The sequence below is a fragment of the Parachlamydia acanthamoebae genome, assembly GCF_000875975.1.
GTDB classification, from domain to species: domain Bacteria; phylum Chlamydiota; class Chlamydiia; order Chlamydiales; family Parachlamydiaceae; genus Parachlamydia; species Parachlamydia acanthamoebae.
Genome location: NZ_BAWW01000002.1, coordinates 160,047 through 173,929 on the forward strand (window position 1 = coordinate 160,047; position 13,883 = coordinate 173,929).

Sequence of the window (13,883 nt, forward strand, 5' to 3'; positions counted from 1 at the left end):
GTTTGGGTGAGTAGGGAGGAGCCGAATCCTTCCACACGAAGCGAAACATACAAATTTCCACAAGCCAACCAACTAACACAAGGTCTTCCTTTGAAAGAGGAATCCCACAGCCCGATTGCGGGTATTCTAAGCGAGTTCTGGTTCTCTATTTATAGTAAAAAATCAGTTTAAATTTCGATAAAAAACAATAATGGATAGGTGGCTTAAATTTAATAAAAGTTAAGACGAAATCTCTCGTAAATCGATTTGATTCATTCCATGCATATCTGCAGTAAGTTATCCCAATTGAGAATGTACGATAAAGTAATTATAAATTATAATATTGTTATAATTTATGTGGTTTTTTGTAAAACATGATAATTTCGTTGATTTAAAATTAATTGTATTTAATTTAAATTACTAGTTGCGCGCAGATTTAACTTATTCATTTTCAAAAGTTTGGCTAAGTATAAGAGCGTTAAATCGGGAGAATATAATGATAAGAACGGACAATGGTCAACCTGAACGATGGATCGAAGCAACAAGGGATGCGTTTGGAGTTCCTCACGCTAAAGTTGTTTCGGAGGAAGCGACTCAAACAAGTGATAAGCCAATCATTGGTAGATCCCCGAAAACAGAACCTATTTCAACTCTCCCAAAACGTTCACTCCCGTCTCAGCAAGTCTGGCGGCATGAAACCGTAATGGGAAGAATTGTTAATTTCTTTGAACAATCCGTATTTATATTAAGAAAACTTTGGCCAAAGCGTTCACCAAAAGTTGATCAACGCTTAATGGCTGCTATCCATGCAGATCGAATATCAGCAGCATATCCTGGATTGCAGGTAGCGCCCTTAAGTCAAATTTTGAAGTACATGATCCCTTTTTTGAAAGCTCAAAAAGGAGAAATGGCACCTCCTAAGGGTTTGATTAAGTCGCTTCAAAAATGTGCAAAGTGGTCATCAGAATTAGAAAAAATTGGGACTTTTTCCAACCCGGGGAAACGAGCTGAGCTTTTAAATGTTTTCTGTAAAAATCTTAGTCAAACAATTAAGGATCTTCCTTCTGGGATATCGTGTATTTTGCCTGGAGGATGGGGACAAGGATTGCAAATTCATCCAGCTTTATATGAAATAACAAAAAATCCATCGGGATCTTACAAAATAAGAATTTTATCACGGGATTTGTCCGTAAATCCTCATGCGACGCTTGCTTCTGCTGGAAAGTTGAAAATATATCCGGAAACAACTTTCGATGATCTAACAGCCGAAGAAATTTCAAACCTAGATTGGTTAAATGCTCTTTTATCTTTGCAGCTTCCCCTTGCCTCCGGAATTGGCAGGGAAGTTAAACCAAATACGGTTTCCCCAGACTTTAATTCATTAAGTCAGCTATTTTTACCTTTTGCCGATCGAATAGATCAATCTCCTAAGCCCATCGAAAACTATCAATCATTTCTAAAGAACCCACTGCAAACAAAAAATGTTTGGATGTTGGTTGATATGATTGGAATGGGAGGAAAAGTGTCACTACCAGCTAAGGAGCGGCGCAAACTGCAAATCAAGGTTAATACCTTGTTCGAATTTTTCGAAGTCGTAAAAAAAGATTTATCGAATAATTTGACTAATCAACTTCTTCTAAAAGAAGGGGTTCAAAATGTCAGTCGATTAACAAGCTTAATGTTTGCAGAAGGACAATTGTCGGAAGCTGAAATAGCCGTATTAAATAGAGAATGCGCTGCAATCGAGCGGACGATTGCAAAGGCTAAAAACGAAAAGGTGCGAACCTCTAAAAAAAATCCCTTTTTGCAGAAAAGCAGGATTACCCCTTTTGTTTTTCACAAGAAGGAATTGAATGTTAAACCTTTCAATTCCAAGTGGATTACTAGTCTTAAAACAAGCTCTTCCACTATGCCTGAGACTCAAATAAGGATAGATATACCAGAAGAAATCCTTCAAAAGAGTATTTCAAAAGAAAAAAATGAATATGCTTATAAGCTGAACATCGATTCGATTCCGAAAGTACTTTCTGGCTTATGTAAAGAATGCGAAGAGCTAAACAGTAAAAATGAGGATTATGACTTACAAAATCGCATCCTTGATTTTGTCTATGCGATTGAACTTCCTAAAATCACGAAGCCGCAAAAAACCGAACATTTATATGACTATCAAGGAGGATCCATTAATTGGGATGAAATGTCCCCAGAGCTTCGGCAAACTTGTTGCGTCGAATTAGGAAAAATAAGCAAGTTTTTAGTTGAATCTGCACTTAAAACAGAGACAGTAAATCCCGAAAAACTGATGACGGTTATCAAAGTTGGGATTTTGCAAGAATATCTGGTTCGGCTTGATTCTGATCGAACGCGAATCAATGATAGTGTTGTGATAACTTTTTGGCCTCAAGTCCTAAGTGAATATCTAAGAAATTTTAGCGCGCGTTTAAGAAGTTACTCCATCAGAGAAGATCAATTAAGAAACGAAATTATTGATCAATATGGATACACAACCTATATCTCAAGTTTTTCTAGCAATGCAAGGCCTTCACAAAAAATTTTAACAATAGAAAGTAGAGATTATCCATATCAAAGAAGTCGAAAATCACAAGACCAAAAAGACACTGTTAGGTATCAACGTCCACTACAGTTATTTGCAAATAAAGTTGGTATTCCTCTACAAGTTTTAGCTCTGGATCAGCAAATGGAACTTTTCCAAAGGATTTTTCAAGTTAAAATGTTGGGGGTAGAATTTATTGCCAATGAAGCGAGCGAAGTGGCTCATTCTGCAAGGAATAAAAAATATCAATATGCTCCTGTTCGTGCGGCAGCTCAATATGGTCAATTTCCAGATAAAAGAGGACGTAGCCTTAAAACGGAAGAAGCGATTAGAGACAATCCCGAAAAAATTTTTGCAGATTTGCTCAAACGATTAGATTTCCCTTTTCCTCGAGAAGCAAAAAACTTACCGAGCTTATCAAAGCCTGATCTTGCAGATTTACTTGTTGCTGTAGGTAAAAATGGCATTATTGAAACAATGGGGTTACTTAAGCAAAAACCCTATCTTTTAGAAATTCCTGATGTACGGGCGTTACTTGAGCACGTCATTTTTGGTGGGTATCACGATGAATATGATTATGAAAAAAATACACTTCACAATCATTTGAAAGATAATGAAAAACTCGCACGACTTTTAGCTGATTGGATCAAAGAGCAATTTAAACTTTTTAGTAATCGTGGAAAGATTCCGGAAACTCTTTTTATGATTTATTTAGCGCAGAGCCTTGAAAATCTTTCTCCTGATTTAATTCAAAATCATCGCATTGATTTTGAATTTCCTGATTATACTCCGTTAATTAAAGAATGGGCCTATGCATCTTTAGATCATAAAAATCCGGAATTTGAATATCGCCATATTCTTTGGACCCATCTTTTGCTGATGTATGAGAATTTAGATCAACTAAGTACAGAGCAAATTGTGGAATTTTTAGAGGGCAATGCTATTTTAAATAGTACTTCAGCCGAAATATATGAATTGGATCCACTACAACAAATTCGTGTCCGTACATTGCGTGAAAAATGGAAAAATCCGATTAAATTATTCTTGGAAAAAGCGGAATCAAAACCCGTACTTGAAAAAGTTTTGGATTCAATCTGTCTTTTAACAAACTCTCCACCACCAGGAAAAGAATGGGTAGGAAGCTTCCCGCTTTATATGGCCGGCGATTACCAAATTGATTTGCTCAAAGGAACTTTGAATAATAAGAAAGAAGGCTGGTCCACGCAAAGTATGCCTCTTGAAATTAAAGAAAATCCGGTGGTTGGTCAGGCTTTAGCTAAAATGAGTATTGTAGGCTTTTCTTCTAAGCATACGCAACGTGATGCAGCAGATTTTTACCATCTAGATGATCCTCAAAATCGAGCAGTGGTTGTTGTTGCTTCTTCACAGAAAGATGTGTGTGTGTACAGGGAAATCACAAGCAGAGAGAAAAAATATTGGTTGCGATATGTTCCTAAGGAAAGCCTATTCGCCTTATCTTCTTCGTCGGACAAGGGAGAAGAACTCGCAGAAGTTGGTTTAAAATCCATTTTAAAAGCGATTAAGCAATATAAAAAGGCAAAAAGTGAGTCAAAACTCTCTGAATTTTTAGATCAGCCAAACTACAGTTTTTGGGTAGACTCCAGAAAGCCTTCCCATTTTTTTGTGATGGATGACAAGGGAAATGCTCTTTATTGGATCTCTCTAAAACAAGGCAAAAGCAAACAAATTATTGATCATGTCATAGATTTAAGAGTTGAGAACGAACAAAAAGAAGCGAAAGTGGGGTCCTTGACCGATTCTATGCATCCCGTATGGCAACAGTTAAAAAGCTTGGATTCGCCTTCAAATATTTTAGTTTGGAAGACAAAAAGCAAAATTCAAAAAGTTGAGTTAACGCGCTACGGCTTAGATTTTATTGAGAGAGATGGAAAAGTTGTGTGTGCGAGTTCTCCTTTGAATGGTTGGATTTTAGAAGTGACCCCTTCTGAAAGTACCTTAAAAAAAGGTCTTCCGCATGCTTTGCTTCTAACTCATCCAAAGATCGCTTCGCAACATAGACTCATTGTCCCTCAATTAACAATCGAACCTAATATACTTGAGTTTTCCTATCGATTATTCTTTAATGCGATAAAAAGTACATTAAAGGGGCACTTCCTTTCTTTAGATAAGAAAGATCCTGTAAGATCCGATTGGAAATTGAGTGCTCAAGAAGGAAAGCAAGATTATTGGATTTTTGACATAGACCCTATTAGTTTAAATCTAAAAGAAATCTCCGAGCAATCGATAGAGCCTTATACATATCTTGCCAGAGTCGCTCATTTGCTAAATCAGCCAGAAAGAAGCTTAGAATTTCTTCTCTCGTTAACCATAAATCCTAAAAAATGGGTTCAGGGAGACGTTAATGCCCTTCAAAAATTCATAACAGATGATTCGATTAAGACACCAGATAACATTGCTCTTAAGCTTCAGGCAGCCTTAATTGGGAAAAAATTAGCGCCCAGAGCCCATAAGCATGCATTCACAAGGGCAATGGCGGAGCTTTACAAAGAATATCTGCAATATGGGGGGAAAATTTCAGGTTTGCAAAGAATTTCTGCAGAGCACGAATTGCTTTGTTTGAGAGCTTTGGAAGAATATGATGAGCAATTTTATCTTGCCAATGCTCCTATGCTATTACAAAGGAAGGAAGCTCGTAAGATGAAACCTTTAAAGGCTGAGCGAGCTTATTTTCAAGATTCCAAAATCGAAACAAAAATTTCCAAATTTAGTAATGATTTGTTACGTGAATTGAGGGAGAGACAAGAAGACTCTACCTACAAATTTCTTTCTAAAGATGCGTCGCAGCTGGGAACTCAGTTTATTGAGATCTACAAAACGATCCTTGACAAGGATGTTACAAGCCAAAATTTTCGGCGTCTAGAACTCACCTTGCGTTCATTACCAGATTTAAAAGATCCCAGAGCAGGAGCGCATGTCCGTCGGCCTGAATTTTATCAGACTTTGCAAAAATACTTGATAAAAGTTCTCGATATACGAAAGACGGGTGATTCAATTCCTTTTCCAAAAGTCCCCGATCTCTATTTAAAAGCGAGTAGATTTTATGAAGAAGAGAAAGGACAATATGAAGAAACCGTGGAAAATTTACAGACATTCCTTAGCGAGTTGGAAAATCTTGTGGAAAATTTTGAGCAAGAGCATCCAGGTTCAGATGAAAATGTGAAAGTGTCTGCGATTGAATATGATGTTATGCAATTAAAGAGAGAATTTGATGAGTGTTTAGCGAAGGCTAAATCTAAAAATCCGGATCTTATATATGACGAATTAAGCTTAGATGATTTAGAACAAGCTTTAAGTATAAAAAAGCCTCTCATGAGTCTCGTTTCACTTGATCCTTCTGTTGGACATTCCATTTACTCGAAAGAGCAGCTTCAAGAGTTTTTTATTGAAAATACCGTGATTCCTCCCATTCCGGTTCTCGATCTTTCCAGTTTAAAGCAGGCATCAAACGCTGCTTTAAGTGCGGCGGCAATGGAGCTTGAAAACGAGATGCGATTAGCAAAAGAGCGTATACAAGCGCAAACGCCCATGATGTTTATAAAAGGAGAAGACTCTCGTGCTACATTAGAAAAAAATCTGTGGGAAAAAAGAGCTCAATGGGATGCAAAGCAAAAGGCTGCCCGTACACTTATTTTGACTCTTGTGCAAGAAAAAAGTGTTCCTGTCTATCTTTTAAAGCAAAAAGCTAAAGCTGTGATAAATATTGATCTAGAACTTTTATTAAAACATTTTTTGCAAAATGATTTAGAAAGTTTGACGGAAAGCTTACCCGAGGGGATTGAATTCGATAAACTTAAGAATGCCTTAGGAGACTATCTCTTAATTATAACCGATCTTCAACGCATCGATGCCGCTCTGGATGAAATCAAACAACTCAGTGATAAAAAAGAGGGATCTTCCCCTATGGCTGAAGCTTCTTTGTACGAGCTTTTGACAGCAGAAAGACAATATAATCCTCAAGAAAGCCCTCAGCTACTATTGTTTGAGTATATGTCTAATCTTCTTCTGCGTGAAGGTCAACTCAAAATGGTTCAAGACTTTATCCAAAATCCTGACAGTGTAAGGCAAGCCGTAACTGGGGCGGGTAAAACTACTGTTATTCTGGTTTTGAGTGCCTTGATGCTAGCAAACGGTACGAATCTTGTAACAGTCAACTTTCCTAAACAACTTTTTGAAGAGAATTTGCACGATCTAAAAAACAAGCTGGGTAAAATCTGTCAAAGAAGTATTTATCCGCTTCAATTTAACATGTCTACTCCCATACAAATTCCAGACAATCATTCTCCATTGGGCCAGATCTCTCTTTTTAAAGAAATGTACGAAGATTTATTGCATACCATCATGAAAAAGGGCGTGGTGATTTCCACGATTGAAAGTCAACAGGCTTTAGAGCAAAAATGGATTCGTCTGATTGATCAACAATCCAGGCAATCACCAAAAGAGATTTCTCCCATTGAAAAAGAGCACCTAATTTATTTAACAAAAATTCGAGCGCTCATGCAAAAACATCAATCAACCATTCTGGATGAGTTCGATAAAGCTCTGAATCAGCGGGAAGAAAGGCATTTAAAAGTGGGTGTAGCTCAACCCATTCCACCATTTATTTGGCAAACAAGCCTGGAATTATATGATCTCCTTTTAGCAGATCCTGAGCTAGGTTTACAGCGCAACTTGCAAGGCGAATCGTTAACAGAAGTGCAACGAGATAAGGTAATTAAGCGAGTCGCAGCACAAATGGCAGAAAAAATAGCCAATGAGCGAGGCATTCAAAACGAAAGCAAAGAAGCTTTTATAGATGCTTTAAAAGATTACTTTTTGGGAGAGAGTGAAGATTTTCTTGCAGAAGTTCAACATTGGTTGCCACAAGAGAAAGACAAGATAGCTCTTCTTAAAGATCAGTTTTGCACTTATTTACCTCTGACATTATCTAAAACTTGTCAGGTGAGATATATTCGCTCCAAGGATGGTGAACATACAGTGCCTTGCCTTGCAAGTGACATTCCGCGTGAAAGCTCTGAATTTGAGCAAATTCTTGAACGTGTTAATTACACCATTCAAGATCATTACCAGACAGGGGAAAGGGAAGAGTTTATTCATCGATGGATTTTTTCCAAGAAAAATACGGCTGAAGCTGCCGTCATGAATGGATTTTATGAAAGTATGGATGAAACCCCTGAAGCTAAAGTGTTTGAAAGCTTTTTCCCTGGGAAAAAGCTTAGCGCAACATTGCCAAGCCAAATCCTCGATTTAATCCGTGAAGTCAATGCAGATCCTCTTCGTATTCGACGTTTTCTAGAGCTTTGTTTGGCGAAATTAGAAGTTTCAACAGGCAAAATTAGTTGCGACGGCCATAATTTAGTGGCCATGTCTAAACACACCGCTGGTGCGTCTGCGACATTAGGCTCATTGCATGCGCTCCCTTCTTCTATGCAAATTGAAGGCGCGGAAGATAAAGGAGCAACAGGCAAAATGGTGACAGCAATGCTGCTAAAAAGTGGAGCGTGTGATGGTTCAATTCCAAAAATGTTACGCTATAATCCTGAACATCCTGAAACATTAATTTCTGAGGTTGTGAAAACAGATTCAGATATTCAGGTTGTTATTGATGGAGCTGGCGTGGCGGCCCTCCATGGAATGCCGTTTGGAGTTCCTTCTCAGCAATTGCTAGATGGACAACCTTCTAGTTCTCGCATCCAAGGGGTTCTATTAGGCGGTGCTGGGAATCGTCAGCAAGTACATACGCGAAAAGGGATTCTTGCTCCTGAAGCAGCGGGATTAAAGCCTAGTGAATTGGGTGGTTTTTTTGACGAAAGCCGTGCAAGAGGGGCTGATTTTAAAATGGCACCTGGAGCTAGAGCCCTTATTACAGCGAATAGTAAGCAGCTATTTGAGGAAGTACTTCAAACTGTGGGCCGTTTAAGAAGGGCAGATCAACGCGCTTGTTACATTGTTCCGAAGGAAGATCCAGTTCAGGATGTATCAGATCTGATTAAGAAGTCTCTTCAAAATAGTGTTGAAAGAGAAGCGGACGATTTGTTTCGCGCAAAAAAACACGAATTGCGCGACATTGTGCGCAGTGAGATGATTGCAGATTTATTAGCACGAGCCGAGAATATTGGGTTAGAAGCCATGTTAGGCCGATATCGAGAAGACTTTGTGGAACATCAGATTTTAGTCACAGAAAAAAAGGGCGATCTATCTATCCCCGGCTCTTACTTTGCCATGAATGCGATGATTAATCGTATGGATAAAGATCCGGAAACCGAGTTGAAAACTTTGCAGGATGGTTATCTGGAAATGGTGAATGAGTTAGAGCTGTCCAAAGCGAGAGAACGTTTATCGAAACTTAGCTATCCACCAGAGTTGCTTCTACGATTACCCATAAAAGTATTTGGAGGGAGTAGTCCGCTATTAGATCAAGAAGTTGAAATTGAGACAGAAACTGAAATTGAAACCGAAACTGAAGTTGAAATAGAGATAGAAAGTCAAGCATCTCGTGAATACTATAGTTGGATTAATTATCCTGACAAGCATGCTCTTAATAAGTTTCATAAAGCTTTTGATCGGAATATCAGCTTTTCGGAGAATTTTTTCCCTTATAATAGGAATGAATTATCGAAACAAAGACAATTGTTCGATCGTTTGCAAAACCCCGTGCACTATATTAGGGTGAAGATCAATTGGAAAGATAAGCTGCAATTGGTTATCCTAGATACATTAGATTTTTTTAAAGAATTTAGCAAGCCTGATAAATCACAGAGCATTTATGATTTGCGTTTGAAAAAATTTGTTTCTGGACCTTTACTGACTAATTCTGATTCAATCCAACCTAGATTTAACCGTTTTCTGGCTCAAATACGCTTCTTTAATGGAGAGCATGACCATTATCCCGAAGATGAGTTTAGAGAGCTTATCGTTTGGCTTTCTGAACAAGACCCTTTTGAAATGGAGAATTATTTCAAAAATCAGATCTTGAAGTCGCGTCCCGAAGATTTACAAAATTATCCTTACAGTCCATTACGAAAGCTATTTAAAGAATTACAGAAAAAAGCAGGCTAAGATCGAAAGATTTTTTATTCAGACCACTATTTCAGTGATCTTTCAGTAATTAAGTTTTAGGGAAGCGGGAGAAGTCAAATCCTTCTTCACGCAGCGAAACGTACCTGTCCCTCCCAATAATGATGTGGTCGTTTACACAAATTCCCACAAGCCGACCAACTGCAACAAGGGTTTTTGTCACATCAAGGTCTTCTTTTGAAGGGGTGGGATCGCCACTTGGATGATTATGAACCAATATCAGACTCGCTGCGCGATGCCGAATGGCTGGATAAAAAACTTCACGCGGATGCACAACGGTAGCTGTTAGTGTTCCCAGCGCAACAGTTGGGGAACAGATGACATAGCCTTTGACATCTTGTAAGATTGTCAAAAAATGCTCTTGCATAGCCTTTTCCAGATCATCTTTCACTAAATGGTAGGCATGTAGAGGCGTTCGAATTTGAAATTTGGCAGAAACTTGGGTTCTAGATAAACGTTTTCCTAAATTTAATGCTGCTTTTAGTTGAATGGCTTTGGCTGTGCCCAAACCTTTGATTTGGCACAGTTCCTCAATGGTTGCGTCAGCTAAATTTTGCAAGGAGCCAAAACGGCTCATAATCTCTTGAGATAGTTGCAAAATGGGCATGCCTTTCATTCCACTTCCTAGTAGGACAGCAATGAGTTCAACCGAGGAAAGCACATCAGCTCCATGCTGTAAAAGTCTTTCTCTTGGTCTTTCAGCGGCAGGAAGGCTTAAAACAGAATAAAAAGCCTGCGTTTCATTCATGAAATCACATAATTTTTTAATTTATTGGCTAGAGCTACAGGAAGATCTACCTCAATGAGCACATCGTTTTCTTCGTAATCTTGACTAATCACATTGCCGCTTCGACGAATTTCGCTCACAAGGGCATACTCACTTTGTGGAATACGTAGATTTAAAGTTTTTCTTTGCTGGCTGAGTTCACGCAGCATCATCTCTTCCAGCTCTTCAAATCCCCGCCGATGCAAAGCCGAAATAGGGACGGTGCGTGGATATTCTAGCCTTAAGCGTGTGGTCAACTCATTTTGCTCTGCTTGGTCAATTTTATTTAAAACGGTGATAATGGGTTTATCTCCAACGCCTAGCTCTTTCAACACTTGGATTGTCGTTCTGGCTTGTTCAAGAGCCATGGGATGTGTCGCATCAATCACATGCAACAAGATATCTGCTTGAATGGCCTCTTCAAGTGTGCTTTTAAATGCGGCGACTAGAAGGTGTGGGAGCTTGCGAATAAAGCCTACAGTGTCAGTGACTAAGACTTCTTGTCCCGTTGACAAAGGAAATTTTCGAGTTGTTGTGTCTAATGTGGCAAAAAGTTTATCCTCTACAAATACATCAGCATCAGTTAGGGCATTTAGCAGTGTGGATTTACCAGCATTCGTATAGCCGACTAAGGCAAAGACTGGGATTGCAGAACGGGTTCTCGCCACACGTTGAATTTCACGATGCTCTTTAACTTCTTGGATTTCACTTTGCAATTGCTCTAAACGCTTTTTGATTAAGCGTCTATCGATTTCAATTTGCTTTTCTCCTTCTCCTTTCAGATAGGCTCCTCCACCAGCTCCTCCCGATCCGTGCTGGCGAGATAGGTGAGACCATAGACGTTTTAGTCTTGGCGCTTGATACTTAACGCGGGCGTATTCAATTTGTAGACGTGCTTCCTTGGTTTTGGCACGTTGCGCAAAGACTTCTAAAATCACTTCAGTTCGATCCATAACGGTTAACTGAAAGGCTTTTTCGAGATTGCGTTGTTGGCTGGGTGAGATTTCATCGTCAAAAATGATAAGATCAGCAGCGCATTCTTTACTGAGCGTGATTAATTCCTCAAGCTTACCTTGAGTAACGAAAGTCGCCGCATCAACCTTACGAATTAGACAGGGGACTTTTGCCACGATTTCGACCCCATATGTTTCAGCAAGTAGTTCTAGTTCGTCTAGATGTTCTTCGCAAATTGCGCGCTGATCATTTCCATTGAATGCAGAAACAAGCAAAGCTTTTCTTTTCTCTTGCGCATTCTCTTCTTCACTTGATATTTTAGTCCCCTTTTGCACTTTTTTCCTCCCGGATAGCAGAAAAGAAGTTTAAACATTTTCTCATATTTTTTCTAGTAGGTGCTTTATGGAAGTTGCAAATCTCTCACTTTTTAATTGGGGTGGCATGGAAGAAATTCTTCTCCCCTTAGAACAACTGGATGATGAAAGTCTAAATGCTGTTGCCAAAACTTCTTGGGCTGGATATCAATGTGTTTCACTCATTCGGAAAAAACGAGTGAAAGATTTGAGTCAATTTGATGTGCCCAATCAACCCCAAGATCCCTATTCAACATGTATTTCAGAAAGGATTTATAGCTTAAAAGCAAAGATTGAAAGTTCAGATTATGTTTCTTATCAAATGGTTTCGACAATCAATAAATTGACTCAAGCGATACATCTAAAAAATGCCTATTGTTCAAGTTGTCCTGGAAAAAATCCAAGTTGTAGCCTTGACCAATTTGTCAGAATTTTGCGTGCCATGAATGTTTACGATGAGTTAACGGACGAGCAATTTTTTCGAAGAGCCTATCATCTAGGAACACATAACTTGGCACTATTTATACCGACAGCCGTTAAAGCAACAGGAGAACTTTTAATAATCAATTATGTCCAAAGTTTTTATGAAAAAAATAATCGCCAATTTAACTCTGTCACTCTAACTAGCGAGCTTTTTAATAGCTATACGCTTTCAGAAATATTTAATGCAGTTTTCATGCCGGAGCGCAGTAAAAAATTACAAAGTCTTTCTCACGCAGGTATTGGGGTATATGTTTCGATGAAAGATGTCCAAGAATACATGAAAATGCGGGTTGTTTATGCAAATTCGGGTAAAAAATCGAATGCGAGGCCATCATAAGCCAGGCGGACGTGCTCTGGAAGATAGGCATTTGTTTTTTCGTGATCAAGCTCATGCGCAATATGCGTAAACCATACCTGTTTTGCTTGTGTTTTCTCAGCAAAAGCGAGAGCTTCGTCCACAGTTAAATGTAAAGGGGAAGGAGTAAAGCGCAAGGCACTAATAATTAAAATTTCCGTGCCAGACAAGTCTTCAAAAATGGATTCAGGATAATGTCGAATATCTGAAACAAAGGCTAGATTTCCGCATTTAAAACCATTGACAGCCATACCACCCTGCTCATAGGTGAAATAGCGAAGCTTGGCAGACAGAAAATTCACTTTGCCTCTTTCATTTTCTAACAAGTGGATATGCATCTTTGTGGTGAGCTTGTAGTGTTCTTGCGGTTGAAAGATGTAGGCGTAGCGATACTTAAGTTCATCATATGTTGCTTTTGACATCAGGCATTCTAAAGCTTTGTGGGTATGCATGTAATAAACGCGTAAGTCATCAATTCCCGCACTATGATCATGGTGGGCGTGAGTAAAAATCACCCCATCTAAGCGGTCAATTCGATTGATAAGCGCTTGATTGCGATGATCAGGTCCTGCATCTATCAAGATTTTTTCAGTTCCAAGTTGAATTAATCCGGAAGGACGCATCCGCTTATTAAATGGAGAAGGAGAGGAACAGACTGCGCAATGGCAACCGATGACAGGGACTCCCATGGATCCGCCTGTTCCTAAAAAAGTAAATTGACCTGTAGTTTTCATGGCGATTCATTAAGTATTTTTTGCACAATTGCATAAATGTGCGGATGATAAAAATAAGCTTGTTGAGAATTTAAGGTTTGCTCTCTTAATTGAACACGAAAAAAATCTCCTTTAGCCGAAAAATCGACTTCTTGAAATATGCTCTTAAGAGGAGAGGCTTGATTTGAGGACCGTTCTTCGACAAAAAGAGTGAGCTTTATTGGTTGGGGGTGTAAAAAGGCGTCAATCATGTCGTCGGAAGGTGTTTCTATACTTTTATCAGACGCAATGTAAGCATAAAGATCCGCATATTTTGCCGACGAAATTTCTTTTGTGATCCACTGGTGTTTCTCTGAATCGAAGTAAGAATATTCGATTCGTTTGAAAGATAATGCAGGTGCTTTTTTATTGCGATTTTCTGCGAGGGGATAGTTAAGAGTTTGGATAACATCTGGAGAAATGAGAATGTGATTTAGGAGGTATTGATTTTCAGATTGTGACGTATACATCATGTAACCCAGCGCTAATACAGCGCATCCGATAGCCGATGTCATCACAATCAAAAGATTTGAAATGTCTTTTTTTTGATTCGAATCCATATTTTTTACATCCT

At 38.8% G+C, this 13,883-nt stretch carries 6 protein-coding genes; 2 read left to right on the forward strand and 4 right to left on the reverse strand.

The annotated features are described in order from the left end of the window. Positions 1 to 475 precede the first annotated feature (475 nt). Complete coding sequence (locus tag AOM43_RS00870) at positions 476 to 9,628, forward strand: DUF3638 domain-containing protein (protein ID WP_059358675.1); 9,153 nt, start codon at positions 476 to 478, stop codon at positions 9,626 to 9,628. Positions 9,629 to 9,677: 49 nt separating this feature from the next. Here the strand turns inward: AOM43_RS00870 and radC are convergent, their stop codons facing one another. Together radC and hflX are read right to left on the reverse strand one after the other, a co-directional pair. Beyond that, positions 9,678 to 10,394: a RadC family protein gene (gene radC / locus AOM43_RS00875; RefSeq protein ID WP_006340316.1), complete on the reverse strand. Its 717-nt coding sequence runs from the start codon at positions 10,392 to 10,394 to the stop codon at positions 9,678 to 9,680. Beyond that, positions 10,391 to 11,701, reverse strand: a complete 1,311-nt coding sequence (gene hflX, locus AOM43_RS00880; RefSeq protein ID WP_013924981.1) for a GTPase HflX — start codon at positions 11,699 to 11,701, stop codon at positions 10,391 to 10,393. The genes radC and hflX overlap by 4 nt, the downstream gene beginning before the upstream one ends. Before the next feature lie 67 nt (positions 11,702 to 11,768). Here hflX and AOM43_RS00885 point away from each other — a divergent pair, with 67 nt between their 5' ends. Beyond that, complete coding sequence (locus AOM43_RS00885; RefSeq protein ID WP_013924980.1) at positions 11,769 to 12,539, forward strand: hypothetical protein; 771 nt, start codon at positions 11,769 to 11,771, stop codon at positions 12,537 to 12,539. Here AOM43_RS00885 and AOM43_RS00890 read toward each other — a convergent pair. After that, on the reverse strand, positions 12,497 to 13,291 hold the full coding sequence (locus AOM43_RS00890) for an MBL fold metallo-hydrolase (RefSeq protein ID WP_006340313.1): 795 nt from the start codon (positions 13,289 to 13,291) through the stop codon (positions 12,497 to 12,499). The two genes, AOM43_RS00885 and AOM43_RS00890, sit on opposite strands and share 43 nt — an antisense overlap. Next, positions 13,288 to 13,869 (reverse strand): hypothetical protein, encoded by a 582-nt coding sequence (locus tag AOM43_RS00895; protein WP_013924978.1) that lies wholly within the window; start codon positions 13,867 to 13,869, stop codon positions 13,288 to 13,290. Before AOM43_RS00895 ends, AOM43_RS00890 begins: the two co-directional genes overlap by 4 nt. Positions 13,870 to 13,883: the final 14 nt, after the last annotated feature.